The 24,597-nt window shown below is 64.6% G+C and carries 28 protein-coding genes and 1 tRNA gene; 10 read left to right on the top strand and 19 right to left on the bottom strand.

Features of this window, described 5'->3' with window-relative positions; translation table 11 throughout:
• Window positions 1–64: 64 nt before the first annotated feature.
• The 4 genes from U0025_RS17570 to U0025_RS17555 form a co-directional block, all read right to left on the bottom strand.
• Window positions 65–475 carry a DUF4168 domain-containing protein gene (locus tag U0025_RS17570; RefSeq protein ID WP_004208769.1) on the bottom strand — a complete coding sequence of 137 codons (411 nt, stop codon included), beginning with the start codon at window positions 473–475 and terminating at the stop codon, window positions 65–67.
• 204 nt (window positions 476–679) lie between these two features.
• On the bottom strand, window positions 680–2,722 hold the full coding sequence (locus U0025_RS17565; RefSeq protein WP_004208767.1) for a M13 family metallopeptidase: 2,043 nt from the start codon (window positions 2,720–2,722) through the stop codon (window positions 680–682).
• Between the two features lie 107 nt (window positions 2,723–2,829).
• Window positions 2,830–3,462, bottom strand: coding sequence for a dethiobiotin synthase (bioD, locus tag U0025_RS17560; protein ID WP_004208766.1), 633 nt, complete (start codon window positions 3,460–3,462; stop codon window positions 2,830–2,832).
• On the bottom strand, window positions 3,459–4,583 hold the full coding sequence (locus U0025_RS17555) for an 8-amino-7-oxononanoate synthase (RefSeq protein WP_004208765.1): 1,125 nt from the start codon (window positions 4,581–4,583) through the stop codon (window positions 3,459–3,461). The genes bioD and U0025_RS17555 overlap by 4 nt, the downstream gene beginning before the upstream one ends.
• A gap of 287 nt (window positions 4,584–4,870) precedes the next feature.
• Between U0025_RS17555 and U0025_RS17550 the strand changes: the two genes are divergently transcribed.
• On the top strand, window positions 4,871–5,545 hold the full coding sequence (locus U0025_RS17550; RefSeq protein WP_004208764.1) for a peptidylprolyl isomerase: 675 nt from the start codon (window positions 4,871–4,873) through the stop codon (window positions 5,543–5,545).
• Between the two features lie 4 nt (window positions 5,546–5,549).
• On the opposite strand, the gene U0025_RS17545 is transcribed toward U0025_RS17550, so the two are convergent.
• Window positions 5,550–5,786 carry a DUF2061 domain-containing protein gene (locus tag U0025_RS17545; RefSeq protein ID WP_004208763.1) on the bottom strand — a complete coding sequence of 79 codons (237 nt, stop codon included), beginning with the start codon at window positions 5,784–5,786 and terminating at the stop codon, window positions 5,550–5,552.
• Window positions 5,787–5,906: 120 nt separating this feature from the next.
• Here U0025_RS17545 and U0025_RS17540 point away from each other — a divergent pair, with 120 nt between their 5' ends.
• Window positions 5,907–6,656 (top strand): DUF72 domain-containing protein, encoded by a 750-nt coding sequence (locus U0025_RS17540; protein WP_004208762.1) that lies wholly within the window; start codon window positions 5,907–5,909, stop codon window positions 6,654–6,656.
• Between the two features lie 318 nt (window positions 6,657–6,974).
• On the opposite strand, the gene U0025_RS17535 is transcribed toward U0025_RS17540, so the two are convergent.
• Window positions 6,975–7,160 (bottom strand): PspC domain-containing protein, encoded by a 186-nt coding sequence (locus tag U0025_RS17535; RefSeq protein ID WP_004208760.1) that lies wholly within the window; start codon window positions 7,158–7,160, stop codon window positions 6,975–6,977.
• A 346-nt stretch (window positions 7,161–7,506) separates the two neighbouring features.
• On the opposite strand from U0025_RS17535, the gene U0025_RS17530 reads away from it, so the two are divergent.
• Complete coding sequence (locus U0025_RS17530; protein ID WP_004208758.1) at window positions 7,507–7,899, top strand: gamma-glutamylcyclotransferase family protein; 393 nt, start codon at window positions 7,507–7,509, stop codon at window positions 7,897–7,899.
• A gap of 71 nt (window positions 7,900–7,970) precedes the next feature.
• Here U0025_RS17530 and U0025_RS17525 read toward each other — a convergent pair whose 3' ends face one another.
• From U0025_RS17525 to rpsM, 7 genes are all read right to left on the bottom strand, one after another.
• Window positions 7,971–8,564 carry an outer membrane protein gene (locus U0025_RS17525; RefSeq protein ID WP_004208757.1) on the bottom strand — a complete coding sequence of 198 codons (594 nt, stop codon included), beginning with the start codon at window positions 8,562–8,564 and terminating at the stop codon, window positions 7,971–7,973.
• A gap of 119 nt (window positions 8,565–8,683) precedes the next feature.
• A complete protein-coding gene (locus tag U0025_RS17520) occupies window positions 8,684–9,304 on the bottom strand; it encodes a hypothetical protein (protein WP_004208756.1) in 621 nt (206 codons plus the stop codon).
• A gap of 63 nt (window positions 9,305–9,367) precedes the next feature.
• The gene (locus tag U0025_RS17515; protein WP_004208755.1) at window positions 9,368–11,578 is read right to left on the bottom strand and encodes a prolyl oligopeptidase family serine peptidase; all 2,211 of its coding nucleotides are present in this window, start codon (window positions 11,576–11,578) and stop codon (window positions 9,368–9,370) included.
• A 103-nt stretch (window positions 11,579–11,681) separates the two neighbouring features.
• Window positions 11,682–12,107 carry a 50S ribosomal protein L17 gene (gene rplQ / locus U0025_RS17510; RefSeq protein WP_004208754.1) on the bottom strand — a complete coding sequence of 142 codons (426 nt, stop codon included), beginning with the start codon at window positions 12,105–12,107 and terminating at the stop codon, window positions 11,682–11,684.
• 206 nt (window positions 12,108–12,313) lie between these two features.
• The gene (locus tag U0025_RS17505; RefSeq protein ID WP_004208753.1) at window positions 12,314–13,375 is read right to left on the bottom strand and encodes a DNA-directed RNA polymerase subunit alpha; all 1,062 of its coding nucleotides are present in this window, start codon (window positions 13,373–13,375) and stop codon (window positions 12,314–12,316) included.
• Between the two features lie 125 nt (window positions 13,376–13,500).
• The gene (gene rpsK / locus U0025_RS17500; protein ID WP_004208752.1) at window positions 13,501–13,890 is read right to left on the bottom strand and encodes a 30S ribosomal protein S11; all 390 of its coding nucleotides are present in this window, start codon (window positions 13,888–13,890) and stop codon (window positions 13,501–13,503) included.
• Between the two features lie 77 nt (window positions 13,891–13,967).
• Window positions 13,968–14,336 carry a 30S ribosomal protein S13 gene (rpsM, locus tag U0025_RS17495; RefSeq protein ID WP_004208751.1) on the bottom strand — a complete coding sequence of 123 codons (369 nt, stop codon included), beginning with the start codon at window positions 14,334–14,336 and terminating at the stop codon, window positions 13,968–13,970.
• A 346-nt stretch (window positions 14,337–14,682) separates the two neighbouring features.
• On the opposite strand from rpsM, the gene U0025_RS17490 reads away from it, so the two are divergent.
• Window positions 14,683–15,234 carry a hypothetical protein gene (locus tag U0025_RS17490; RefSeq protein ID WP_004208750.1) on the top strand — a complete coding sequence of 184 codons (552 nt, stop codon included), beginning with the start codon at window positions 14,683–14,685 and terminating at the stop codon, window positions 15,232–15,234.
• Window positions 15,235–15,788: 554 nt separating this feature from the next.
• On the opposite strand, the gene U0025_RS17485 is transcribed toward U0025_RS17490, so the two are convergent.
• Window positions 15,789–16,463, bottom strand: coding sequence for a spermine/spermidine synthase domain-containing protein (locus tag U0025_RS17485; protein WP_004208749.1), 675 nt, complete (start codon window positions 16,461–16,463; stop codon window positions 15,789–15,791).
• Window positions 16,464–16,599: 136 nt separating this feature from the next.
• Here U0025_RS17485 and U0025_RS17480 point away from each other — a divergent pair, with 136 nt between their 5' ends.
• Entirely contained in the window at window positions 16,600–17,049 is a 450-nt protein-coding gene (locus U0025_RS17480; protein ID WP_026108855.1) for a hypothetical protein, read from the top strand.
• Between the two features lie 36 nt (window positions 17,050–17,085).
• Here the strand turns inward: U0025_RS17480 and U0025_RS17475 are convergent, their stop codons facing one another.
• Together U0025_RS17475 and U0025_RS17470 are read right to left on the bottom strand one after the other, a co-directional pair.
• On the bottom strand, window positions 17,086–17,382 hold the full coding sequence (locus U0025_RS17475) for a 3TM-type holin (RefSeq protein ID WP_004208747.1): 297 nt from the start codon (window positions 17,380–17,382) through the stop codon (window positions 17,086–17,088).
• A gap of 14 nt (window positions 17,383–17,396) precedes the next feature.
• Complete coding sequence (locus U0025_RS17470) at window positions 17,397–17,936, bottom strand: glycoside hydrolase family 108 protein (RefSeq protein WP_004208746.1); 540 nt, start codon at window positions 17,934–17,936, stop codon at window positions 17,397–17,399.
• Window positions 17,937–18,739: 803 nt separating this feature from the next.
• Between U0025_RS17470 and U0025_RS17465 the strand changes: the two genes are divergently transcribed.
• Window positions 18,740–19,189 carry a DUF1003 domain-containing protein gene (locus U0025_RS17465; protein ID WP_004208745.1) on the top strand — a complete coding sequence of 150 codons (450 nt, stop codon included), beginning with the start codon at window positions 18,740–18,742 and terminating at the stop codon, window positions 19,187–19,189.
• A 335-nt stretch (window positions 19,190–19,524) separates the two neighbouring features.
• Here U0025_RS17465 and U0025_RS17460 read toward each other — a convergent pair whose 3' ends face one another.
• Both U0025_RS17460 and U0025_RS17455 read right to left on the bottom strand, forming a co-directional pair.
• Entirely contained in the window at window positions 19,525–20,214 is a 690-nt protein-coding gene (locus U0025_RS17460) for a toll/interleukin-1 receptor domain-containing protein (protein ID WP_004208744.1), read from the bottom strand.
• Window positions 20,215–20,378: 164 nt separating this feature from the next.
• Window positions 20,379–20,455 (bottom strand) — tRNA-Pro (locus U0025_RS17455).
• A 244-nt stretch (window positions 20,456–20,699) separates the two neighbouring features.
• Between U0025_RS17455 and yajC the strand changes: the two genes are divergently transcribed.
• From yajC to U0025_RS17435, 4 genes are all read left to right on the top strand, one after another.
• Window positions 20,700–21,035, top strand: a complete 336-nt coding sequence (gene yajC, locus U0025_RS17450; RefSeq protein ID WP_004208743.1) for a preprotein translocase subunit YajC — start codon at window positions 20,700–20,702, stop codon at window positions 21,033–21,035.
• Between the two features lie 7 nt (window positions 21,036–21,042).
• Window positions 21,043–22,644, top strand: a complete 1,602-nt coding sequence (gene secD / locus U0025_RS17445) for a protein translocase subunit SecD (protein ID WP_004208742.1) — start codon at window positions 21,043–21,045, stop codon at window positions 22,642–22,644.
• A gap of 21 nt (window positions 22,645–22,665) precedes the next feature.
• Window positions 22,666–23,649, top strand: coding sequence for a protein translocase subunit SecF (secF, locus tag U0025_RS17440; RefSeq protein WP_004208741.1), 984 nt, complete (start codon window positions 22,666–22,668; stop codon window positions 23,647–23,649).
• Between the two features lie 86 nt (window positions 23,650–23,735).
• Window positions 23,736–24,047 carry an MTH938/NDUFAF3 family protein gene (locus U0025_RS17435; RefSeq protein ID WP_004208740.1) on the top strand — a complete coding sequence of 104 codons (312 nt, stop codon included), beginning with the start codon at window positions 23,736–23,738 and terminating at the stop codon, window positions 24,045–24,047.
• On the opposite strand, the gene U0025_RS17430 is transcribed toward U0025_RS17435, so the two are convergent.
• Window positions 24,048–24,593, bottom strand: coding sequence for a nucleotidyltransferase family protein (locus U0025_RS17430; RefSeq protein WP_004208739.1), 546 nt, complete (start codon window positions 24,591–24,593; stop codon window positions 24,048–24,050).
• Window positions 24,594–24,597 lie beyond the last annotated feature (4 nt).

Here is a 24,597-nt window from a genome sequence, read left to right as displayed (position 1 = left end):
GAACCGGATCGCAGAGCGGGAATGGCGGGCAAGGGAAAACCCGCCATTCCCGTGGCAAATATGCTTATTGCTGCGGCGGGGTCGCCGGATCAGCCGGGGTCGCCGGGCTGGCGGGCGCAGCGGGTGCCGGCGTGCCGGCGGCAGCCTGAATCCGCTGCTGCAGGGCCGGGTCGGCGGCGGCAGCCTGGCCGATGGCATTGAACTTTTCGGGCGGAATGCCCTTCGACTGCAGCGCAGCCAGCATCTTGGGCTGCTTTTCCGCAGCAGCAATCGCATTGTCCGACTGGATCTTGGTCACTTCGACGGCGGCGGCGGCAAACTGCTTGATGTCGGCATCGCTGAAGTTGCTGGCGCCGGCGGCGGGGGCCGATGCTGCGGGGGCGGCGGGCGTCTGCGCCGACACGGAATAGGCTGCCAGCAGCGCGACGGACGCGACACCGGTCTTGATGATGTTCGAAAGGTTGAGACCCGTCATGTGCTTCTCCTTGGCTTTGCTACCGCCCAAAGCTGTGGACAAAGCAGGCCGGGGAAAAGTCCGGACAGGATGAAGCGTGGCATTAGAAAGATGGCGGAAAAGTTCCCGTCAGCCCGCCGCGAAGGGGAAACGATCGGTCGCGGGTCTCATTTCCATGCCGTAACGAAAAAGGGCCGCCCGATGAGCGGCCCTTCCCGATTCTGCTTACCAGATCTTCACCCGATCCTTGGGATCGAGATAGATCTTGCCGCCCGGTGCGGGCTTGAACGCATCATACCAGGCGTCGAAATTGCGCACGATGTCGGCGCGATATTGCGACGGCGCGTGCGGATCGGTGACCAGGCGCTGGCGCAGATTGGCCTCGCGATAATTGCGACGCCACACCTGTGCCCAGCCCAGGAAGAAGCGCTGGTCGCCGGTCATGCCGTCGATCACCGGCGCGGCCTTGCCGCCCAGCGAGGCATGATAGGCGTCGAGCGCGACGGCCAGGCCGCCCAGATCGCCGATATTCTCGCCCATGGTGAAGGCGCCCTTCACATGCGCGCCGGGGAAGGGCTCATAGGCGTCATATTGGGCGCCGAGCTTGGCGGTCAGTGCCTTGAAATTGGCGACGTCCTGATCGGTCCACCACTGGTTGAGCTTGCCGGTCTCGTCATATTTCGCGCCCTGGTCGTCGAAATGATGGCTGAGTTCATGGCCGATCACCGCACCGATGCCGCCATAATTGACTGCCGGGTCGGCATTGGGGTCAAAGAAGGGCGGCTGCAGGATGGCGGCGGGGAAGACGATCTCCACCATGCCGAAATTGGCATAGGCGTTGATCTCCATCGGGGTCATGCCCCATTCCCAGCGATAGATGGGCTTGCCCAGCTTGCCGATATTATAATCGAAATCGAACTGGTTCGCGCGCATCGCATTGCCGAACAGGTCGCCCGATTTGATGGTCAGGCCGCTATAGTCGCGCCAGCGATCAGGATAGCCGATCTTGGGCGTGAAGGCGGCCAGCTTCTTGTGGGCGCGGGCCTTGGCCTCGTCGCTCATCCACGGCAGGCCGTCGATGCGGCGGCCCATGGCGGACAGGACATTCTTGACCAGCTGGTCCATCGCCGCCTTGGTTTCAGGCGGGAAATATTTGGCGACATAGACCTTGCCGACTTCCTCGCCCAGCGAGTCCTTGAGGAAGGTCACGCCGCGCTTCCAGCGTTCCTCGCGCTCGGGCGTGCCCGACAGGGTGGTGCCGAAAAAGGCGAAATCGGCGCTGGCGATGTTGTCGGGCAGATAATCGGCATAGCTGTGGACGCTGCGCAGCAGCAGGCTGTCCTTCAGCACGCCGATCGGCGCCTTGGCGATCAGCGCGGCTTCGCCGGTAACGGCGGAGGGCTGGGCGGCCAGCAGGTCGGTGGGCTTGAGGCCGACGGCGCCGAAATAGGCCGCGAAGTCGAAACCGGGCGCAGCCTTCTGCAGCGCGGCCAGGCTCATCTTGTTATAGGTCTTGTCCGCGTCGCGGCTGTCGACCTGGGTCCAGTGGACCTTGGCGATCTCGGTCTCGAACGCCATCAGCGCGGCGGCGCGGGCCTTGGCATTGGGCTCACCCAGCAGGGTCAGCATCTGTTCGAGATGGGCGACATAGGCGGTGCGGATCGCCGCCATCTTCTCGCCCTGGTCGAGATAATAGTCGCGGTCGGGCAGGCCCAGGCCACCCTGCATCATCGAGAGGATGTAGGTTTCGGGATCCTTGTCGTCCTGGCCGACATAGAAGCGGAACGGGCCGCGCACGCCGGCGCGCGCCGCCTTGCCGGACAGGGCGGCATAGGCCTTCAGATCCTTGACCGCGCCGATTTCGGCGAGCCAGGGCTTGATCGGGGCAAGGCCCTTCGCCTCGACCGCGGCCGAATCCAGATAGGTCGCATAGGCGACGCCGATCTTGCTGTTGGGATCGGTCTTGGCGCCGTCCAATATCTCGCGGGTGCGCTTCTGCGACAGTTCATCCAGAACCGTGAAGGCGCCATAGTTGGACTTGTCCGCCGGGATCGGCGTGTTCTTCAGCCAGGTGCCATTGGCATATTCATAGAAATCGTCGCCGGGCTTGACCGAGCTGTCCATGCCGGCCGTGTCGAAACCATAGGTGCCATAGGTCGGCTTGGCGGCCGGGGCAGCGGCGGTCGTGGTGGCGGGCTGGTCGGCATGGGCCACGGTCGCGGCGAGCGCGAGGCCGGTGGCGGCAGCGCCCATCAGAAAGAGTTTCATGAAGGCTATTCCCTTGCTTCGTCGAAATCGGACTTCGTTCAACTGGTCCGTTCTGGCGGGCAGTTCAACGCCCGTCAAAGCGGCATGTCCATGTCGTTGGTCGAAAATTATCGGCCGTTGAAATTATCGGGAAGGTGAATGTGCGCCCTGAAGGCCGCAGCCAGACTGTCCCGGTCGAGCGGATCGAGCAGCGGCAGGCGCCCCAGACTGGGCACGCCGGCGATGTGGGGGATGATCCGCTCATTCTCCTCATGCGCATCCCCGATGAAGGCGATGCCGACGACATGAACGCCGCGCGCGCGCAATGCCTCTATGCTGAGCAGGCTGTGGTTGATCGTGCCAAGGCCGGTGCGGGCGCACAGGATCGCGGGCTGGCCCCAATAGGCGAACAGGTCCGCCATCAGCAGGCTTTCGCTGACCGGCACCAGCACGCCGCCCGCGCCTTCGACCACCAGCGGTCCATCGACCCTGGGCAGGGCCAGGCGATCGAGCGAGATGTCGACGCCGTCGATCCGCGCGGCAAGATGCGGCGAGGCGGGCGTGGCGAGGCGATAGGCTTCGGGCAGGATGCGTTCGGGCGGCAGGCCGGACAGGGTGGCAACCCGTTCCTTGTCCCCCTGCGGATCGACGCCCGCCTGGATCGGCTTCCAATAATAGGCGCCGAGCGTCGCGGCGAGGCCGGCGGCGAAGACGGTCTTGCCGATGTCGGTATCGGTGCCGGTGACGATCAGCGCGGTCATCGGGCGACCCGGCGCAGCAGATCGCCGAGCGCGATCACGTCGGCGCGCCCGACATTGAGCGAGAGCGAGATGCGCAGGCGGCTGGTGCCGGCGGGCACGGTCGGCGGGCGGATGCCGCGCACGTCGAAGCCGGCCTCCTGCAAGGCGGCGGCGGCGGCCATGGTGCGCGCGTCCTCGCCCAGGATCAGCGGGATGATCTGGCTGCGCGGACGGGGCAGGCCGAGCGGCGCGCAGATCGCCTCGACCGCATCCTGGCGCAATGTGGCCAGCCGGTCGCGGCGATTGTCGGCGGTCTCGATCCGGTCGATCGCGGCGGAAGCAGCGACCGCCATCAGCGGCGAAGGCGCGGTCGAGAAGATGAAGGGCCGGGCGCGGTTGATGAGATAGTCGATATGGATGCGCGGGCCGCAGATCAGCGCGCCCTCCACGCCCATCGCCTTGCCGCAGGTGTGGAGGGTGATGACATTGTGCAGCCCGTCGAGGCCGGCCGACAGGCCACGCCCGCCGGGGCCGAAGACGCCGGTGCCATGCGCTTCGTCCAGCAACAGCATCGCATCATGGGTAGCGGCCAGCTTGGCGAGATCGCCGAGCGGCGCCATGTCGCCGTCCATCGAATAGAGCGTCTCGACCGCAATCCAGATCCGGCCCTTGCCCCCTTCGGCGCGGAAGGCGGTGATGAGGTCGGCGAAGCTTTGCAGGTCATTGTGACGGGCGAAGACCGCGGTCGCCTTCGACAGGCGGATGCCGTCATGGACGCTGGCATGGATCAGTTCGTCCGCGACGATCAGGTCGCCGCGCTGCGGCAGGGTCGCGAACAGCGCCATGTTGGCGAGAAAGCCATTGGCCAGGAACAGCGACGCCTGGGTGCGGAAAAATTCCGCGGCCTTGGCCTCCAGCCCTTCATGTTCCGGGGCATTGCCGCGCAGCAGGCGCGAGCCGCCCGAGCCGACCGGCACGCCGCGCGCGACGGCATCGGCAACAGCCTGGCCAATCATCGGATCGGACGCGAGGCCAAGATAGTCGTTGGAGGCAAAATCACGCCCGGCGCGGGGGATCAGGTGGCGCAGACGCCCCCGCGATTCAAGCGCGGCGAGTTGCGTGCGGAAGGGTTCGCTGCTCATGGCCGCGGGCTATAGGCCCCCACCCCGAGCCGGGCAAGCAAGCGCTTAACTTCGCACATTTCCCGCACATTTTGTCATCTTCATTCAAATGTGGGAAATTTCGTTACAAAGCTGTTCGATCGCCGAGGCCGGGCAATATAGGGTGATGACATGCTGTAGGACAGCATAAGCGCCATATCGGCAAAGGGCAGTGTTCCCTGTGCCCTGTGCCCTGTTGCTCGGTTGCGTCCGCGATGCGCGGTCGATAGCCTCGGCATCCTCTCTTCCCGACGAGTGTTCCCGTGTCGATGCCTTCTGTTGCCTGCCGTCTTGCCGTTTTCCTGTTCGCCCTGTTACCCGGTCTGGCCAACGCCCAACCCGCCAATCGGCCGACCCCCGGCTACACGCGGGTGGCGATCGATACGTCGGTCGGTACGATCATCGTGGCGGTCGACCAGCGTCGCGCTCCCCTGACCAGCGCCAATTTCCTGGCCTATGCCGACGACCAGCGGCTCGACGGCACGGTTTTCTACCGCGCTGCGCGGCGCAAGAGCGATCCCAAGTTCGGGCTGATCCAGGGCGGGATCGATACCGACCTGCGCCGGGCCTTGCCGCCGGTCCGGCATGAGCCGACCAGCCAGACCGGGATCAGGCATCTCGACGCGACCCTGTCGATGGCCCGGCCGGACCGGCCCAATTCGGCATCAGGCAATTTCTTCATCACGGTAGGCCCGACGCCGAGGATGGACGCGCAGGGCAGTTCCATCGGCTATGCCGCCTTTGGCCATGTGGTGGCCGGCATGGATGTGGTGCGTCGCATCCTGGCGGTGCCGACCTGTTGCGGCACCGGGCCGATGCGCGGGCAGATGATCGTCAAGCCGATCACCATCCGGCATGTGCGAAGGCTGGACGGCAAGGCGCGGCCGACCGGCAAGGTGAAGCCCTGGCTGATCCCGCGCGCCAAGCCGCGGCCGAAGCAGTGAAGGATCAGGCGATCGCCGCCTGACCGCGCATCCAGTCGCGTCCGGCATCGCGTGGCGGCCGGGCGGTGAAGCGCTTCCACGCCTGTTCGTGGAAGAAGAAGGCGACCGCATTGACCATCGGTTCGACCAGCGCGATGCCGCCGGCCAGTGCGACCGATCCGGTCATCAGATAGGCGACGGTGAAGCCCACGGTCAGGTGGATCGACAAATAGGTGGCGGTCTTGATGAGATCGAGCGACATGGCGGAACCCCTTTGAAAGCTGTTGGCCGATAATTAAGAATTGTTCGCAATAATCGCCAATGGCTTTTCCCGCTGGCTCTGATCGTTCCGGGCGATCAATATGGCGCAGGGAGGATCTTCATGACGGGACGGATCAGGGTCGGCATCGGCGGATGGGTCTATGAACCCTGGCGCGGCAGCTTCTATCCCGTCGGCATGCGCCAGAAGGATGAGCTGGCCTATGTCGGCGTGCAACTGACCGCGACGGAGATCAACGCCACCTATTATAGCAGCCAGAAGCCGGCGACCTTTGCCGGCTGGGCGCAGGCGGTGCCCGACGGTTTCCAGTTCGCGGTCAAGGCGTCGCGATTCTGCACCAATAGACGCGTGCTGGCGGAGGCGGGCGAGTCGATTCAGAAATTCGTCCATCAGGGGATCGTCGAACTGGGCGACCGACTGGGGCCGATCCTGTGGCAGTTCATGCCGACCAAGAGATTCGATCCCGATGATTTCGGCGCCTTCCTGCAATTGTTGCCGGCCAGCGTCGCTGGCGTGGCGCTGCGCCATGCGCTGGAGGTGCGGCACGAGAGCTTCGATGACCCGGCCTTCCTGGCTCTGGCACGCGACGCGGGCGCGGCGGTGGTGCTGGCCGATCATGACGATTATCCGGCGATCACCGGCCATGATGTCGGTTTTTCCTACAGCCGGCTGATGCGCAGCCGGGAGGACGAGGAGACCGGCTATACCGCGACGGACATCGCCGGCTGGGCCGATCGGGCAAAGGCGCAGGCGGCGCAGGGCGACGCCTATCTCTTCTACATCGGCGGCGCCAAGGTCCGGAACCCGGCGGCGGCGCGTACGACCATCATGGCTCTGGAGCAACAGCTGTGACATAATTGCGTTTGATGCAATTGGCATGTCAGGCTTTGCGATTGTTACAATGATGTGAAATCATCATATGGCCCTCCATCCCGATCCGGGATGTCGTTCCAATGATGGAGTCCAATATGCGTCAGGCCTTTCAGGCGACTGCGCTGGTGGTTGCGGTCAGCGTCCAGATGCTGACCTTCTACTCGGTGCTGTACGCTTAAGCGCAGATCGCGCTCATCCTTGTCCCGCCGATGCGGGGCATAAAAAGGCCGCCCAGGGCATATGCCGGGGCGGCGCTTTTGTATCCGGAAACCCTGCCTTCCGGTGGCGGCGAGGGGATCAACCCTCGGCCAGCCAGCCAGCGAGCAGATAGGCCACGACGCCGATCGGGCCCAGGGCGCACAGGGTCAGCAGCACCAGGGCAACGCGGATCAGCGTGACATCCAGCCCGGTGCGGTTGGCGATGCCGGCGCACACGCCCATGATCTTCGCGTTGCGGCGGTCGAGGGTGAAGCTGTTGTTCATGGATCTGGCCTTCAATAATATCTGTGATGGGAAAGGGGCGGTTGCCCGATCAGGCGATCGGGGCAACCGGAACCGCCGCGCCGACGAACAGGCTGGCGAAGATGACAGCGCCGCCAAAGGCAAGGGCGACGCTCTGGAACTTGGCGATGGACATGATACTCACTCCCTAGATATTTCCTGGCCGGACCGTCCGGCCTTGATGCCAGACGATATTGCAGGCGGCGTGCCAGTTTCGATTTTTGGCGGAAATCCGTGGATTTTCCTCAGCTGCCGATTTTTTCGTCATGCGAAAAAATCCGATGATTGGGAAAATTTGCCGTCAATCGGTGAAAGTTGCAGGTGGGTAATGAAAAGGCCGTTGCTTTTCGTTTATGGCACGCTGCGACCGGGCTTTGACGGGCCGATGGTGCACTGGCTGGCCGATCGCGCTGAATGGATCGGGGCCGGCTGGATCGGCGGGAAACTCTATCAGGTGGCGGATTATCCCGGTTTCGTGCCGGGGGAGGCGGGGCGCGTATATGGTGACCTGTTCGCGCTGCCCGAAGCGGAGGCGCTGCTGGCGCGGCTCGACGCCTATGAGGAATGCACGCCCGACGATCCACTGCCCAATGAATATCGCCGCGAACACTGCATCGTGGAAACGGCGGATGGGCCTGTCACGGCCTGGGTCTATCTGTACGCCCTGTCCGTTACCGGACATCGGGTGATCGCGAGCGGCGATTATCTGGCGGCGCGCTGATCCGCTGGAATGGATGGCTCTGGCCTCTGGACGGGCAGGGCTACCTTGCGCCTGCCCGCCCCGGCTGACGATCAGAAATGATAGGCGAGGCCGACCAGGGTCTGGTGCCGGTCGAACTTGCCGCCGTCGCCAAGGTCACTGTATCGATATTCGATACGCGCGGTCACCTTGTCGGCGACGAAGCGCTCGACGCCGGCACCCACGCCCCAGCCGTCGAAACTGTCATGGCCCGACAGGGTGCCGCTGGCGTCGCTGAGCGCGATACGGGCGCGCATATTCTCGTAGCTGCCCCGGACATAGAGCAGGGTGTTGCCGCCGACGACATAGCCGGCGCGGGCGCCGACATCGAAGCTGTAATTGGGATCGATCAGCGCTCCGCCGACGCGGGATGCGTCATCGGCGGCGATGTCGAAACCGGCCTCCACGCCGACCACGATCTTGTCGGTAAGCTGATGATCATAACCGGCAAATCCGCCACCGAAGAAGGCGTCGCGCGATTCACGCAGGTCGAGACGGCCGACATCGCTGTTGGCGCTGCCGATGCTGTCGCGGTTCCAGCCGGCCTGGACGCCGACATAGGGGCCCTGGAAGCTTTCGGCATGGGCGGTGCCGCAGGCGAGGGCGAGGCCGATGGCTGCCGCGGTGCCGATCATGTTTCTCATCATGTCTATCCCTTTTCCCATTTGTTCGAGATGGGCTCGAAATAGGGAAATGGGCGGGCATGATAAGCCGGCGGCGGCGCACCAGACTGTCTCGCGTTGCGAGACAATCCGGTGGCTATGCGTCAGTGCATCGCCACGTCGCGGCTGAGATAGACCTCTGCCACGCGGCCGTCCTTCATCGCGCAGGTGAAGCGGCGGGTGGTGCCTTCGGTGGCGCGATAGCTGGCGCGGGTTTCGACCTCGCCGTCGATATTATAGCCGTCGGCGGTCGCGCGCGGCTCGTCGATGTGGCGGATTTCGGCATAGCCGGCCTGGCCCTGCGCCTCGTCCCGCGCGGCCAGCGCGCAGGCATCGGTCAACTGGTCATTGCTCTGGTTGGTGGCGGCGACGTCGGAAAAATCATCCGCGCGCGCCGGCGGCCCTGCGTCGCGGGCATCCGCACCATAATCGGTGCCGCTGGCCGGGGGCGGGGCGTCATTGTCGGCATAGGGGCGGTTGTCGGTATCGGCGCCGCGTGCGTCCTTGCGGTCCTTCGACACGGAATTGGCGACCACCACGGCGGCGCCGAGCAGCGCGGCAATGCCGACCGCGTCGCCAAAGCCGAAGCCATTGCCGCGATCATGGCGGTGATGCCAGTAGCGATCGTCATAGCGGGGCCGGGCCTGTGCCGGGGCGATGCTGCCCAGCAGCAGCCCTGCGCCGACCAGCGCACCCGTCATCCACCGCGTCCTGTTCCCGATCATCTGCCTGTCTCCTGCGATGGACAGAGCCATAGCCGCGTCGGGCTGTCCAGAGGCTGAATGGGCTCAGTCCGGCTTGCGCTGGATGTCGAGCCCGGTGAAATGGGCGGCAAAGGCATAGCTGTCGGCATATTCCTCGATCAGCTTGTCGATCGGCTTGCCCGCGCCATGGCCGGCACGATTGTCCACCCGCAGCAGATGCGGCTTGTCGCCGATCGACGCGGCCTGCAGCGCGGCGGCATATTTGAAGCTGTGCGCCGGCACGACCCGGTCGTCGGTATCCGCCGTGGTCACCAGGATCGCGGGATACTCCTTGCCGCTCAGGATGTTGTGATAGGGCGAATAGCCATAGAGCAGGGGGAAATCGCGTTCATTGTCGGGCGATCCATAATCGTCGACCCAATAGCGGCCGGCGGTGAAGCGATCGAAGCGCAGCATGTCCATGACGCCGACGGCGGGCAGGGCGGCGGCGAACAGGCCGGGCCGCTGGTTGACCACCGCGCCGACCAGCAGGCCGCCATTGGAGCGTCCCTCGATCGCCAGCCCATCCTTCGGGGTATAGCCCTGCGCCTTGAGATATTCGGCGGCGGCGATGAAATCGTCGAACACATTCTGCTTGTTGGCGCCACGCCCGGCGTCGTGCCAGGCCTTGCCGAACTCGCCGCCGCCGCGCAGATTGGCGATGGCATAGGCGCCGCCCTGTTCCAGCCAGGCCATGCGGGTCGCCGAATAGCCCGGCGTCAGCGCGATGTTGAAGCCGCCATAGCCATAAAGGATGGTCGGCACCGCCTGCGCATGGTCGGCCAGCACTTTCTTGCGCAGGATCGTCATCGGGATCAGCGTGCCGTCCTTCGAGGGGTAGCTGACCTGTTCGACGCCATAATCGGCGGGATTGAAGGGCAGGTCGGGCTGGGCGAAGAGCTGGGCCTGCTGGCTCGCCGTGTCGAAGCGATAGATGCTGGCCGGCGTCACGAAGCCGGAGAAGGAGAAGAAGGTTTCCGGGTCGCCATCGCGCCCGCCAAAGCCGGCGGCGGTGCCCATGCCCGGCAGCGGCACGTCGCCGACCTTGCGCCCGTCCAGTTCGACCAGTTCGGCGACGGTTTCCGATTGGGTCATATAGGCCAGGATGAAGCGGTTGCCGACCAGCGATCCGCCGGCCAGCGTATCGGCGCGTTCGGCCACCAGCGGCTTTTCGCTGCGCCCCGGCCGCAGGGCGTCGAGCGTCACCAGCCGCATGTGAGCGGCCTTGCGGTCGGTGACGAAATAGAGGGTCGATCCCCGGCTGCCGATCAGGCGCCAGTCATTGGCGAGGCCCTTGACCAGCGTCCGCAGTTTGACGGGGCCACCGTCGAGCGCGGCGACATGCAATTCGCGGCGCGGGTCCATGCCGGCAAAGCTGCTGACGATCAGCCAGCGGCCATCGCTCGTCACCTGGGCGGTGTGGCTGAGGCCGGGGCGATCGGGCGTCGCATAGATGAGCTGGTCCTGCGCCTGGGGCGTGCCGATGCGATGATAATAAAGCTGCTGGTCGCTGTTGGTCGACTGATAGGCTTCGCCGTCGACCGGGGCGGCATAGCGGGAGTAGAAGAAGCCCTCGCCCCGGCCGTCCCAGGCGGTTTGCGAGAATTTGACCCATTCGACCTTGTCGTCGAGGATCTTGCCGCTGTCGACGTCGAGCACGCGCAGGGTGCGCCAGTCGCTGCCGGCATCCTGCACGCCATAGGCGAGGAAGCGGCCGTCGGGCGAAGGCGTCCATTCGGCCAGTGCGCTCGCGCCATCGCGTGCCCAGCGATTGGGGTCGAGCAGCAGCCTTTGCTCACCGGCCAGTCCTTCGCGGACATAGAGCGGGGTCTGGTTCTGCAGCCCCTTGTTATAGCCGTAGAAATAGCGGGTGCCGGCCTTGCGCGGCACGGTGAAGCGGCCATGGGCGAAAAGCGCCTGCATCCGCGTCTTGAGCGCGTCGCGGCCGGGCAGGTCGTCAATATAGCGGCGGGTCAGGTCATTTTCGCGGCCGACCCAGTCGCGCACGGCGGGGTCGGTGCGGACGTCATTTTCCAGCCAGCGATAAGGATCGGCCACCTTCACGCCGAAATGATCCTCGACCAGATCCTGGCGGCGGGTGAGCGGGTAATGAAGGCCGTTGTCCGGCGGCGTCGCGTCGATCGCGGCGGGGATGGCATCGCCTGAGGCGGCGGCCGCCACAGCAGAGGCCGGCGCGGCGGCGATCACTGCCAGCAGGGCCGGCAGCGGCCAGATCAGGCGACGAAGCGCGCGCATCCTCTCGACCCTATTGTCCTTGAAAAGAAAACAGGCCGCGGCTTCGGATGAAGCCGCGGCCTGTTCGACTATCGTCTATCCACCGTTACCGGTGGAACCGCGATCAGGCGGCTTCGAATTCGTCTTCGTCGACGGTGTTGACCGGACCGGAGTCCTGGCCCTTGGCATCGACGTCACGGTCGACCAGCTCGATGATCGCGATCGGCGCGGCGTCCGAAGCGCGGAAACCGGCCTTGATCACGCGGGTGTAGCCACCGTTGCGATCCTTGTAACGCTCGGCCAGGACTTCGAACAGCTTGGTCAGCTGCGCATCGTCCTTCAGGCGGGCGTCGGCCAGACGACGGTTGGACAGGCCACCCTTCTTGGCGAGGGTGATCAGCTTCTCGACGTAGGGACGCAGTTCCTTCGCCTTCGGCGTGGTGGTCAGGATCTGCTCATGCTTGATGAGCGAGGCAGCCAGGTTGCGAAGCAGGGCGGTACGATGACCGGTGCTGCGCTGAAGCTTACGATGACCAACTTTATGACGCATGTCTCATTCCTTCGTTCGTTAAGGGGCCGGATGAGGTACCCCAGACCAGGCGGTTTTCATGGGGACCGCCTAATACCCCATTGACCGTCCGGCGACCGTCACGGGAGTAAATCCCGTGACGTCAGACGACGCTGCGCGTCGCTGGCCGGTCGTTCGCGTTCGCGTTGCGAACCGCCGCGCTGCTGCGCTGCGCGGCTCGCTCCGACTTAGCCCAGCAGCTCCTGTTCGAGCTTCTTGGCCATTTCCTCGATATTTTCCGGCGGCCAGCCGGGGATGTCCATGCCCAGGCGCAGACCCATGGACGACAGCACTTCCTTGATTTCGTTCAGCGACTTGCGGCCGAAATTCGGGGTGCGCAGCATCTCGGCTTCGGTCTTCTGGACCAGATCGCCGATATAGATGATGTTGTCGTTCTTGAGGCAGTTGGCCGAGCGGACCGACAGTTCCAGTTCGTCCACCTTCTTGAGCAGATAGCGGTTGATCTGGTTGGTGTCGCTTTCGCCTTCCGACGCGGCGGCAGCGGCATGGCCGGCAGCCGGGGCAGCGGCGGGCAGCGCGTCCTCGAAGTGGACGAACAGCTGGAGCTGGTCCTGCAGGATGCGGGCTGCATAGGCAATCGCATCTTCCGGCGTCACGGTGCCGTCGGTTTCCAGCGTCAGCGACAGCTTGTCATAGTCCAGTTCCTGGCCGACGCGGGTGTTGTCCACCTTGTAGGCGACCTGGCGGACCGGCGAGTAGAGCGCGTCGACCGGGATCAGGCCGATCGGTGCATCTGCCGGGCGGTTGGCGACGGCGGGGACATAGCCCTTGCCGATGTCAGCCGTCAGTTCCATGTTCAGCGTCGCGCCCTGATCGAGGTGACAGATCACCAGATCGGGGTTCATCACTTCGATGTCGCCGACGACGGCAATGTCGCCTGCCTTCACCACGGCCGGGCCGGTGGCGGACAGCTGCAGACGCTTGGGGCCTTCGCCTTCCATCTTCAGCGCGACCTGCTTGATGTTCAGGACGATGTCGGTGACGTCCTCACGCACGCCGGCGAGCGACGAGAATTCGTGCAGGACATTCTCGATCTTGATCGAGGTGACCGCCGCGCCCTGGAGCGAGGAGAGAAGAACCCGGCGCAGCGCGTTGCCGAGCGTCAGGCCGAAACCGCGCTCAAGCGGTTCGGCAACGAAGGTCGCCTTGCGCTTGCCGTCGCCGGTTGGCTTGATCTCGAGGGCGTTGGGCTTCTTCAATTCCTGCCAGTTCTTCATGTTGACAGTCATGTACTTCCCCTGGGGATGTGGCCGTAACGGGTAGATCCTGGACCCATCAGGACGTTCCGGCCGATGCAAACGGGTAAGCGGGCGACGCGTCCGCCGCCCGCCTTCAAGCCTCTAGCGAAGCTTAATTAGACGCGGCGGCGCTTCGACGGACGCACACCATTGTGCGGGATCGGCGTGACGTCGCGGATCGAGGTGATGTGGAAGCCGACGGCCTGCAGTGCGCGCAGAGCCGATTCACGGCCCGAACCGGGGCCCTTGACTTCGACTTCGAGGGTGCGGACGCCGTGCTCGGCGGCCTTGCGGCCGGCGTCTTCGGCGCACACCTGAGCGGCGTACGGGGTCGACTTGCGGCTGCCCTTGAAGCCCATCATGCCGGCCGAGGACCACGAGATCGCGTTGCCCTGGGCGTCGGTGATGGTCACCATGGTGTTGTTGAAGCTGGCGTTGACGTGCGCGACGCCGGCCGAGATATTCTTGCGTTCGCGGCGCTTAATGCGCTGGGGTTCGCGTGCCATTTTGCTCTAATCCTACAAAAATCGTTCAAAAGCAGAAGTCACCGGAGGGTCGGTCCAGAGGGCATGACCCTCGACGATTACTTCTTCTTGCCGGCGATCGGCTTCGCCTTGCCCTTGCGGGTGCGCGCATTGGTGTGCGTGCGCTGACCGCGGACCGGCAGGCCCTTGCGATGACGCAGGCCGCGATAGCAGGCCAGATCCATCAGGCGCTTGATGTTCATCGCGGTTTCGCGACGCAGATCGCCTTCGACGGTCAGGTCGGCGTCGATGGCTTCGCGGATCTGCAGGACTTCGGCGTCCGACAGGTCCTGAACGCGGCGCGCATGGTCGATGCCCAGCTTGTCGGCGAGGTCAACGGCGGTCTTGCGACCGATGCCGTGGATGTAGGTGAGCGCGATGATTACGCGCTTGTTGGTCGGGATGTTAACACCCGCAATACGTGCCATGGTACTTAAATCTCCTGCTCCACGGGGCAGTTGGCGCCGCCCCATCTCAAAGCGTTCGGGCCTCTTTCCTGGCAAGGAAAAACAGGCCATGATGTTGCTTCCCGAGACGCAAAAAAGACGGCCAGTGCAGGAAGCACTGCCGCTGTTACGCGTGTAGGGAACGGCGGCCTTTATCGATTCGCCCCAAAACTGTCAATATCCGGCGCTTTTTTGAGCCTCTCCGTGCGATGAACGGAGGGTGTTCCATCCATGCGGGTGGCGATGGCCGTGGCCGGCCATCCGCCTCTGCCGTCGACTTGCCCCTTTTCGGGTTGAGCGCTCCGGCCGGCTCGGGCATGGAAGCGCGATGCGTCTGACCCGATTTCTTGTGTCCGCCCCGGCCCTTGCAGCGCCGCTGACCCTGTTGGTGGCCGGCTGCGTTGCGCCGCCCTCCGCGCCGGCGCCGCGCCCCGCGCCAGCGCCCCGGCCCGCACCGGTGCCGCCGGCCGAGCCGGCCCAGCCTGCGGCGGTCGAATGGCAATATCGCCCTGCGACGCCGGGCAACTGGACCTATCGCGCCGATCCGGCCGGGCCGGTCGCGCTGTTTGGCGAGTCGGCTTCTGCCCCGCGTTTGACGCTGCGCTGTGACCGGGCGACGCGGCGGATCAGCCTCGGCCGGGCCGGCGGCGGGCAGGGGGCGATCACGGTGCGGACAAGCTATGGCGCGAGCAGCTGGCCGGCGGTGATAGCGGGGACGCAGGTGCCGCAGCTGACCGCCGTGCGCGGCGCGAGCGACGCGGTGCTGGACCAGCTTGCCTATAGCCGGGGCCGTTTCGCGCTCGAGGTGCAGGGGCAGGAGACGCTGATCGTGCCGGCCTGGGCCGAAATATCGCGCGTGATCGAGGAATGTCGGGGCTGAAAATCGGCCGGCCCAGGCTTTTCGGGCCGACGGTCGAGTATGATTCCAAAAAAGAATATTACAAGTCTTGATCCTGCAATCCGTCTGATTCACAGTCCGTCTCGTGGCCGATCGAGGGGTAGCTCAAAGCCGGTCACGCGGGCTTAATTAGCGAAAGGAGGTGATCCGATGTCTCATGGTTCAGCAATGGGGTCGGTCAAGTCCATTCGGGAAACGCGCCGCTGACGACGCCGGAGCGTCGGTACAAAACCTTCATGGTGTAGAGACCAAGAGCGCCGACATACAGGCCGTCTCCGCCAGGGGCTTTAGCGCGAACTTGTCTTCCTTCTGGGCGGTTTCCGGCCGCTGACCATGCACATGATGGGCCGTCGGGCATTGCGTCCCGGCGGCCCCTCTCATGTCCGGGGTGTGGCGCCTTTTTTTGAGACATCGTGAAAGGGCGATGTCTCGGTACGGTGCCGGCCCGCTCCCCCGCCCAACCACCCGACAGGATGACACTCGATCGGGCGGTTGGGCGGGGGAGCGGGCTGGAACCGGCTTTCTGAAACGGACCCTCAACGCCGGCGGGTTGCGAACCAGATGACGTGGCGGGGGCCCTTGCCATTGTCGCGCGCCTTGACCGCGACTTCTTCCACCGCGAAGCCTGCATTCTGCAATCGCCGGGTGAAGGCGGCGTCCGATCCCGCCGACCAGATCGCCAATATGCCGCCGGGCTTGAGCGCGCGCATCGCGCTGGAGAGGCCCGCATTGGTATAGAGCCGGTCATTGGCGTCGGCGGTCAGGCCATCGGGGCCATTGTCGACATCCAGCAGGATCGCATCATAGCTGCCATGGCCGGCGGCGATCACATGGGCGACATCGTCCATCACAAGCCGCACGCGCGGATCGTCCAGGCAGCCGGCGGCCAAATCGACCATCGGGCCGCGCGCCCATTCGATGATCTCGGGCACCAGTTCGGCCAGCGTGATCTGCGCCTTTGCGTCCATTTCCGCGAGCGCGGCGCGCAGCGTGAAGCCCATGCCATAGCCGCCGATCAGCATGTGGAGGCCGGCGCGCTTGCCCAGCCGCTCCAGCGTCATCAGCGCGAGCGCCTTTTCCGACCCGCTCATCCGGCTGCTCATCAGCTCGTTGCGGTCGAGCACGATCATGAAGTCGCCGCCGCGGCGATAGAGGCGCAGTTCCTGTCCGCCCGGAACGGCGGCGGTGCCCATCAATTCGCGCGGTGTCATGGCAATGGTCCTCAAACAGGGCGGGGAAAGCGGCCGCATGACAGGTCGCGGGCCGCTGCGCAATGGCGGCCCATCGGACGGTTCGCCGCCTATGGGCTGGCCAGCGGCGGTGCAGGGGTCTATCGGCACCCCCATCATGCGTTATTTTCTCGATACCGAATTCAACGGCTTTGGCGGCGCGCTGATCAGCGTGGCGCTGGTGCCCGAACATGGCGACGATGATTTCTATGCGTCGCTGCCGCTGCCCGATGTGATCGAACCCTGGGTCGAGCGCCATGTCATCCCCTATCTGCGCCATGTGCCGCCGGGGCTGGACCATGAACTCAGCCGGATCGAGGCGGCCGACCATATCGCCGCCTATCTGGATGGCGATTCCGACCCGGTGATCATCGCCGACTGGCCCGAGGATCTGGCCCATTTCTGCGCGCTGCTGACCACCGGGCCGGGGCAGATGGCGGCGGTCGACTATGGGCTGCGGCTGGAACTGATCAATGCGGCCGGCTTCAGCGCGGCGGCCAACAGCCGGGTGCCGCACAATGCCCTGCATGATGCGCGGGCACTGCGCGACTTCTACGTCAATAATTGAGTGGGGCAGGGCGCGCTGGCGCCCCGCCCGTTCCTGTCAGCGTTCCGTGCCCCTCGCCTTGCCCCAGGCATGGGCCGCCGTATAGCCGAGATAGGCGGTGCCGAAGAGGGCGTAGAGCGGCTCGGGCAGGGCGTCGAGATAGGCGCGCATGCCCGCGATGATCGCGCCCGCCACCTCTGGCTGCCAGCCCGAGATCAGCCCCATCGGGATCGACCAGAGCAGCAGCGCATAGATGACGTAGAGAAAGGCCGGCCGCGACCGCTGGGTCCACAGGTCGGTCGGCTCGGTGGGGAGAGGGCCGGGGAGCAGGGGAATATCGTCGGTCTTCAACATGATCGCGTCTTCCTTCAGCCGATGCGGTTGGCGAGCCAGCCATAGAGAAAGGCCTCGTTGGCCGGGCGGCTTTCGGCCAGCGCCAGATAGCGTTCGCCCTGCAAAGCCTCGATCGCCTTGATCAGCACCGCGTCGCCGGCTGCGCCGCGCAGGGTGCGGAAGGCGCGCAGCGCAGCGTGCGTGCGGACGCCGATCGCGCCATCGGCCTGGAGGTCGGGATAGTCGCGCTGGTTGCGGTTGAGGGCGTTCAGCGCCCGCTGGAGAAAGGTGCTGGCGACGCCCGGCCCCATGTTGACGGCGGTATCGAACAGTTCGGCGGCGAGCGCCATGCTCTGCTGCGCGACCGCGGCATAGCCCGGTCCATCCCAGTAAAGCTGGCGATAGATGGTGCGGGCAGTGGCGGCCGGCAGGCGGCGCATGTCGCCGGTAAAGCCGTTCGCCCGTGCCACGCTCAGCGTGATGCCCATATTGGTCGGCCCGCCGCGATCGGCCGGATGGTCGACATAGCCACCCTCCCGCGCGATCAGTTCGTCCAGCAATGTGTCGATGGTCATGATCGGCCCTTCCATGGTTCGTGGATGGCGAATCATTTATCCCATATGGTTATCTGTAGGACAGGGTTGAATTATATGGACGCGTCTGTCGAAGTTCATAGTGTAAACGGGCTTCTGGGGTCGTTCGCGCTTGAAACGCGTCGGCAACGCCTCCGCTGCGCGTCGGTCATGCACTGGAACGCGTCCCGTCCAACAGGGGCTGGGCCATCGTGCCGCGTTAACGCCGCGCCCGGCACGCGCCCCGGACGCGACACCCACGCGCCTTGCTTGCACGCGGCACGCGCCGGTCGACTGGCGCGGGCGCATTCACTCGCACCACCAAGTGTAGAGCAGGGAGAGAGAGCGTAGGAAAGGGGATGTCGGGGCGGGGCCAGCATGGCGCAGCCCGGATAGCGCTCGGTCCGCTTCCGGGCGGAAAGCTGCCTGGCGCGAAGCGAGCAGGAGAGATGTTCCCCCTCCCGTAAACGGGAGGGGGTTAGGGGGTGGATTGGACGTCGCGAAAGCCCACCCCGCTGCGATTAATGCGCTTCGCGCTTAAGTCTCGCTGCCCTTCCCGCAGGCGGGAGGGGAATGGCGGGAAAAACACCCCGACATGACCAAGATTTCATGATTGCGCGGATTGATCCGGCGCGGTGCGGGGTCTAGCGGCCATCCTGTTCCAGCCGGAATATTCCGCCCATCCTTTCGAGGAAATCATGTCCGACAACGACCATAGTCGAAAGACCGCGCGTTCGGGCATGGGGGCGAACTGACAGGTTCGGATCACCCGCCCGCCCCGAAGGCGCGGTCGCACGAGGTGATCCATGAATGCAGCCATCCGTTTTCTCGTCGGCTCCCTGCGCCGCGGGCCCCAGGCCCCTGATCTCAACCGCCTGTTCGATGACGGCCAGAGCTATGGCGAGCGACTGGCCGACCGCGTCGCGGCTATCGGCGGTTCCTGGCGCTTCATCATCGGTTTCAGCCTGTTCCTGCTCCTCTGGGCGCTGCTGAACACGCTGGTGCTGGCGCGCCACGCCTTCGATCCCTTTCCCTTCATCTTTTTGAACCTGATGCTGTCGATGCTGGCCGCATTGCAGGCGCCGATCATCATGATGAGCCAGAATCGCCAGGCGGCAAAGGACCGGCTGGAGGCGCGGCTTGACTATGAGACCAATTTGCGATCGGAAGCGCAGATCGCCAGCCTGCACGACAAGATCGACCTGCTGCTGGCGATGGCGGGGGAGAGGGAGGATGCGGCAGGGGCGGCGGGCTAATTGTCCGGTATCGTGCCTTTCAACGCCGCATCAAGCGGATAGAGGAAGCGGAGAAGCCGAAGCCGTCGCCCTTAATGATCCTGTTCGGTTCCTTCGACGCTTGGATCGAGCGCGAGGTGCTGCCCGGCATGCTGGACTGGCGCGATATGGTGGCAGTCGTCGCTGCCCTCCGTGCATGGGAAGCGGACGGGGACATGGGGGCATGCTCTCTACACCAGCATCCTTAGCAGCGCCCCGGCTTTTGAATTGGCGAGCGCGTTACCCCCCCCTTTCCTATAAGAGCTTGCTGCACACGTAATGCAGAGATCGCAGAGATGCGGTTTGGGTCGTTCAATTCAGAAGGCCCGTGCGATATCTTTCGCTTCTTGGAGCCTTTCTGCCGTCCGGGGATCAGCCGCGAGTAGCTTGTCAATTTCCTCCGCGATCTGTTCAGCAGTTCTGTTGCGGCGGGGAAGGGCTTGGTGCTTTCCTATGAACCCGGTCGGGTCTTCGCCCATCTTGAAGGATATGACCTTCGTGCCGCGTCCCAGCGCATAGCCAATTTCTTGTTGCGTCCAAATGGATGCAGAGAACCCTACCGTGTGAACGGCGATCAGCGCGTCCATGGTTTGCAGTCCCCGTTCAATCTCATCTTGCCATGGCAGCGTGGGATGAATGTCCTCATGGGCGACGAAGCCCGCAATGTCATATTTGGCGAGCGCGTCTTTGAGACGCGTAGCGATCAGCTTGTCCTTGCTGATGTGCGAAATGAATAGGCGGAAGGCCTTCGTGTCCTGCCAGTTCCTGGGTGGCGTCACCTGCGCGAAGGACGAGCCTGCTGAGACGATGTCTAATTCGCCCGCGACCTTCAGAAGGATCGCTTCAGGCACTCGCGATAGCACTGCCTTAGCGTAAACCCGCTTGCTGTTGCTGCCGCCTGAATCAACATTGGACGTTGATATGTCTAGCGCGGCAAAGAACGCATCAATGTCGGTGTAGGTATATCTGCTTTGCAGTTCGCTACCGACCTTCTCCAGCAAGGCCATTCGTTCTGATGCTCTCATGTCGCTATAGTAGTTGGCAACAATAGCTGTGTGAAGCGGTTGAGCGCGGCGATTCAGGGCAGCTCTTACATGCCTCTTACACGGCAAGCGCATAGCAAAACGGGCAGCTTCCGCCGCCCGTCAAGTGCTTATAAAAGCTGGTATTTTGGTCGGGACGAGAGGATTCGAACCTCCGACCCCCACACCCCCAGTGTGATGCGCTACCAGGCTGCGCTACGTCCCGACCGGAGGGCGCCCAATAGAGGGATGAATTGGAAGTTGCAAGGGATTCGATGCAGGCTTTTTGCGAGGCGTGCAAATGACCGGCTTTCCCGTCCGTTGCCCGATGCTTTCAAAGCCCGCCATTCCGGGCGCGAAAAGCCAAGCTTGTTGCCTTGCCCCGGGCATCTGTGTTAGCCGCCCGCGCTTGATCCCATGCCCGCGCCCTGCGGGTTGGGGAGACCGAAAAATAAGGCGAAAGTCCCACCATGTTCATTACTCCAGCCTTTGCCCAGACCGCGGGCGGGCAAGCCTCCGGCGCCGGTATCCTGGTGCAGATGGCACCGCTGGTCCTCATCTTCGTCGTCTTCTACTTCCTGCTGATCCGTCCGCAGCAGAAGAAGATGAAGGAACATAAGGGCAAGATCGACGCCGTGAAGAAGGGCGATCAGGTCGTGACCGGCGGTGGCCTGGTCGGCAAGGTCGCGCGCGTCGACGACATCTATGTCGATATCGAGCTGGCGCCGAACATGAAGGTCAAGGCGGTCAAGTCGACCCTGGCCGACGTGATCGACCCGACCACCGCCAAGCCCGCGAACGACTGATCCAACGATGCTGAACTTCTCGCGCTGGGCCATCGCCGGCATCCTGTTGCCGCTGATCATCGGCATCTTCTGCGCCGTCCCGAGCTTCCTGCCCGATTCGACGGTGGCGAAGCTGCCCCCCTTCATGCAGACGCGGGTCAATCTGGGCCTCGACCTTGCCGGCGGCAGCCATCTGCTGCTGGAAGCGTCGACCCAGGATGTGGCCAAGCAGCGGCTCGCCAATATGGAGGAGCAGGTCCGCACGGAGCTGCGCCGGGGCGAGACGAAGATCGCGATCGGCGATATCTCCAGCCGTGACGGGAAGCTCAGCTTCATGGTCCGCAACCCCAGCGAAGTGGATGCCGCCGTCGAGCGCATCCGCCCGCTGACCCAGGGTGCGGGCCTGACCGGCCAGCGCGACTTCAATGTCGAGGTGGTCAACAGCTCCACCATCGTCATCACGCCGACCCAGGCGGGAATCGACAATGCGGTCAAGAGCGCGATGCAGGTCGCGACCGAAGTCATCCGCAAGCGCATCGACGAAATGGGCACGCGCGAGCCGACCATCCAGCAGCAGGGCGCCAACCGCATCGTCGTGCAGGTGCCGGGCCTGCAGGATCCCAAGGCGCTGAAGGCTTTGCTGGGCCAGACCGCGAAGCTGGAATTCAAGCTGGTCGACATGAGCGCCAATCCGAGCGAGGTGGCCCAGGGCCGCGCGCCGGTGGGTAGCGAAGTCCTGCCCTATCCGACCAATCCGGCCGGGCCGCCGATGATCGCCGTCCACCGCCAGGTGATGGTGTCGGGCGAGGAACTGACCGACGCGCAGCAGACCTATGACCAGCAGACCAACGAACCCAATGTCACCATCCGCTTCAACGGATCGGGCGGCAACAAGTTCGCCAAGGTGACGTCGCAGAATGTCAACCGCCCCTTCGCCATCATCCTGGATGGCAAGGTGCTGTCGGCGCCGAACATCAATGAGCCGATCCTGGGCGGGTCGGCGACGATTTCGGGCAGCTTCACCGTCGAGGGTGCGAATCAGCTGGCGATCGCGCTGCGGTCGGGCAAGCTGCCGGTCAACTTCGTCGTAGTCGAGGAACGCACCGTCGGTCCGGGCCTGGGCGCCGATTCGATCCGCGCCGGCCTGGTTGCGTCGATCGTCGCGGTCGTCGCCGTCGCTGCCTTCATGTTCGTGAGCTATGGCCGGTTCGGCATGTATGCGAACCTGGCCGTGGCCATCAACGTGCTGGTGATCCTGGGCGTGATGGGCATTTTGGGTGCGACGCTGACCCTGCCGGGCATTGCCGGTTTCGTGCTGACCATCGGCACCGCGGTCGACGCCAACGTGCTGATCTATGAGCGTATCCGCGAAGAGCGGCGACGCGGGCGCGGGGTCGTACAGGCGATCGAGTTCGGCTACAAGGAAGCCAGCCGCACCATCTTCGAAGCGAACGTGACCCACGCGATCGCCGGTGGCATCATGCTCGCGCTGGGCTCCGGCCCGGTCAAGGGCTTCGCCATCGTGCTGCTGATCGGTATCGCGACCAGCGTGTTCACCGCCGTGACCTTCACGCGCGTTCTCGTCTCGGGCTGGGTGCGTCGCACTCGTCCCACGGACATCCACATTTAAGAGGGGCGGGAGGAACAACCCATGAAACTTCTCAAGCTCGTCCCCGACAACACCAATATCGGCTTCGTCAAGCTGCGCCACTGGGCCTTTGGCCTGACGCTGCTGCTGACCGTGCTGGCGGTCGGCGCGACCTTCTACAAGGGCCTGAACCTGGGCGTCGACTTTGTCGGCGGCCTGATGATCGAGGCGAAGTTCCCGCAGGCGGTCGAGACCGACAAGGTCCGCGACACGATCGCGGGGCTGCGCGTGGGCGAAAGCTCGCTGCAGCAGTTCGGCGACCCCAAGACGGTGCAGATCCGCCTACCGCTGCCCGAGCAGGGCGGCGCCGGCGCCGCCAACGCCGTGGTTGAAAAGACCCGCAAGGCGATGGAGGCGCAGTTCCCCGGCGTCACCTTCTCGCGCTATGACACGGTGTCGGGCAAGGTGTCCGGCGAACTGATCCAGAATGGCGTGCTGGCGGTCGTGCTGGCGATCATCGGCATCGCGATCTTCTCCTGGTTCCGCTACGAATGGCAGTTCGGCGTGTCGACCTTCGTCGCGATCGTCCACGACGTGCTGATGACGCTGGGCTTCTTCGCGGTCACGCAGCTGGAGTTCGACCTCAACATCATCGCCGCCGTGCTGACCATCGTGGGCTATTCGATCAACGACAAGATGGTGATCGACGACCGTATCCGCGAAAATATGCGCAAGTACCGCAAGATGGACATGAAGTCGCTGATCGACCTGTCGGTCAACGAGACGCTGCCGCGCACGGTCATGACCTCGGTCACCATCCTGCTGGCACTGGGCGCGCTGCTGCTGCTGGGCGGCCATGTGCTGCGTGGCTTCACCGCGGCCATGATGCTGGGCATCATCGTCGGCACCTATTCGTCGGTCTATGTCTCCTCCTCGCTGCTGATCACGCTGGGCCTGAGCCCGCAGACGTCCGAGAAGAAGGCGAAGAAGGGCGGCATCGCCGCCCAGGCCGAGCGCATGGGTCCGCGCGACGGAGCCCAGCCCTGAGCGACCGTCAAACCGGAATCGAACTGCGCCGCGACGATAGCGGCCAGGGTCCAATCGTCACCGGCTTCCAGGGCCGGGGCTTCCGGGTGAAGGACGATGTCTTCCCGGACGGGCTGTTGCTCAGCCCCGTCCGGGCACTGGCCTGGATGCAGGCGCCGGCGGTGTCGGCGATGAGCATCGCGGCGCTGGGCGACCTGTTCGACCATCTGGAACTGAAGCCCGAATTCCTGCTGCTGGGCACCGGCAGCGGGCTGCAACAGCCGCCCCGCGCCTTCGTGCGGGAACTGGAAGCACGCGGCATCGGCGTCGAGGCGATGGACAGCCGGGCCGCCGCCCGTGCCTGGGGCGTGCTGCGCGCCGAGGAACGCTGGATCGTGGGCGCGCTGCTGCCGCTCTGATCAGCCGGGCTGTAGTAGGGGATAGCGCGCCGACCACCGCTTGGCGCACACCCGCGCATCGAAGATCGCCCGCCTGGCGCCGAGAAAGGCCGGGCCGGGCACCAGCCGCAAGCCGAACAGATCATCAAGGCCGAAGGGGGCGTTGACCTCCAGCTGGTCGTCGGGCGTCAGACGGACGCCGATGGCGGTCGCCGTCTCGGTCCAGTGGCGCATCGCGTCGGCAGCATCCGCATAGGGTGCGTCCCGATTGCGCATGTGCATCCTTGCCTGATTCTTGACCGACCAGTCGATGTCCGGGCGCAACGCGGCCAGTTGCTGCTCGATCTGTCGGTCGAGCGCAGGATCGGTCCGGGCGGGATCGAACCAGATGATGTCGATATCGCCGACGGGGATCGACGGGGCGTGGCCGTGGAGATGGTCCCAGACCGCATCGCGCACGAAGCCGGCGGCGACCCAGCCATCGGGCAGGACAAGCGAGCGAAGCAGATGCAGGATCGCCATGCGCCAGGGATCGGCGTTCAGCAGGTCGCGCAACCGCGCTTCCATGCGG

The sequence above is a fragment of the Sphingobium yanoikuyae genome (assembly GCF_034424525.1).
GTDB lineage: Bacteria > Pseudomonadota > Alphaproteobacteria > Sphingomonadales > Sphingomonadaceae > Sphingobium > Sphingobium yanoikuyae.
The sequence above is the reverse complement of the archived record's forward strand: the minus strand, read 5'-3'. Positions and strand labels throughout refer to the sequence as shown.

Excerpts from the sequence above, each read along its gene's own strand:
- U0025_RS17570 (WP_004208769.1), bottom strand. The coding sequence starts at position 475 with ATGACGGGTCTCAACCTTTCGAACATCATCAAGACCGGTGTCGCGTCC.
- U0025_RS17480 (WP_026108855.1), top strand. The coding sequence starts at position 16,600 with ATGCGTTATTTTCTCGATACCGAATTCAACGGCTTTGGCGGCGCGCTG.
- U0025_RS17530 (WP_004208758.1), top strand. The coding sequence starts at position 7,507 with ATGAAAAGGCCGTTGCTTTTCGTTTATGGCACGCTGCGACCGGGCTTT.
- U0025_RS17515 (WP_004208755.1), bottom strand. The coding sequence starts at position 11,578 with ATGCGCGCGCTTCGTCGCCTGATCTGGCCGCTGCCGGCCCTGCTGGCA.
- U0025_RS17505 (WP_004208753.1), bottom strand. The coding sequence starts at position 13,375 with ATGACTGTCAACATGAAGAACTGGCAGGAATTGAAGAAGCCCAACGCC.
- rpsK (WP_004208752.1), bottom strand. The coding sequence starts at position 13,890 with ATGGCACGCGAACCCCAGCGCATTAAGCGCCGCGAACGCAAGAATATC.
- U0025_RS17535 (WP_004208760.1), bottom strand. The coding sequence starts at position 7,160 with ATGAACAACAGCTTCACCCTCGACCGCCGCAACGCGAAGATCATGGGC.
- rplQ (WP_004208754.1), bottom strand. The coding sequence starts at position 12,107 with ATGCGTCATAAAGTTGGTCATCGTAAGCTTCAGCGCAGCACCGGTCAT.
- U0025_RS17430 (WP_004208739.1), bottom strand. The coding sequence starts at position 24,593 with ATGGAAGCGCGGTTGCGCGACCTGCTGAACGCCGATCCCTGGCGCATG.
- U0025_RS17460 (WP_004208744.1), bottom strand. The coding sequence starts at position 20,214 with ATGGCCTTGCTGGAGAAGGTCGGTAGCGAACTGCAAAGCAGATATACC.
- U0025_RS17565 (WP_004208767.1), bottom strand. The coding sequence starts at position 2,722 with ATGAAACTCTTTCTGATGGGCGCTGCCGCCACCGGCCTCGCGCTCGCC.
- secF (WP_004208741.1), top strand. The coding sequence starts at position 22,666 with ATGAAACTTCTCAAGCTCGTCCCCGACAACACCAATATCGGCTTCGTC.
- U0025_RS17555 (WP_004208765.1), bottom strand. The coding sequence starts at position 4,583 with ATGAGCAGCGAACCCTTCCGCACGCAACTCGCCGCGCTTGAATCGCGG.
- U0025_RS17550 (WP_004208764.1), top strand. The coding sequence starts at position 4,871 with ATGCCTTCTGTTGCCTGCCGTCTTGCCGTTTTCCTGTTCGCCCTGTTA.
- rpsM (WP_004208751.1), bottom strand. The coding sequence starts at position 14,336 with ATGGCACGTATTGCGGGTGTTAACATCCCGACCAACAAGCGCGTAATC.
- yajC (WP_004208743.1), top strand. The coding sequence starts at position 20,700 with ATGTTCATTACTCCAGCCTTTGCCCAGACCGCGGGCGGGCAAGCCTCC.
- secD (WP_004208742.1), top strand. The coding sequence starts at position 21,043 with ATGCTGAACTTCTCGCGCTGGGCCATCGCCGGCATCCTGTTGCCGCTG.
- U0025_RS17545 (WP_004208763.1), bottom strand. The coding sequence starts at position 5,786 with ATGTCGCTCGATCTCATCAAGACCGCCACCTATTTGTCGATCCACCTG.
- U0025_RS17540 (WP_004208762.1), top strand. The coding sequence starts at position 5,907 with ATGACGGGACGGATCAGGGTCGGCATCGGCGGATGGGTCTATGAACCC.
- U0025_RS17525 (WP_004208757.1), bottom strand. The coding sequence starts at position 8,564 with ATGATGAGAAACATGATCGGCACCGCGGCAGCCATCGGCCTCGCCCTC.
- U0025_RS17465 (WP_004208745.1), top strand. The coding sequence starts at position 18,740 with ATGAATGCAGCCATCCGTTTTCTCGTCGGCTCCCTGCGCCGCGGGCCC.
- U0025_RS17490 (WP_004208750.1), top strand. The coding sequence starts at position 14,683 with ATGCGTCTGACCCGATTTCTTGTGTCCGCCCCGGCCCTTGCAGCGCCG.
- U0025_RS17470 (WP_004208746.1), bottom strand. The coding sequence starts at position 17,936 with ATGACCATCGACACATTGCTGGACGAACTGATCGCGCGGGAGGGTGGC.
- U0025_RS17475 (WP_004208747.1), bottom strand. The coding sequence starts at position 17,382 with ATGTTGAAGACCGACGATATTCCCCTGCTCCCCGGCCCTCTCCCCACC.
- U0025_RS17485 (WP_004208749.1), bottom strand. The coding sequence starts at position 16,463 with ATGACACCGCGCGAATTGATGGGCACCGCCGCCGTTCCGGGCGGACAG.
- U0025_RS17520 (WP_004208756.1), bottom strand. The coding sequence starts at position 9,304 with ATGATCGGGAACAGGACGCGGTGGATGACGGGTGCGCTGGTCGGCGCA.
- bioD (WP_004208766.1), bottom strand. The coding sequence starts at position 3,462 with ATGACCGCGCTGATCGTCACCGGCACCGATACCGACATCGGCAAGACC.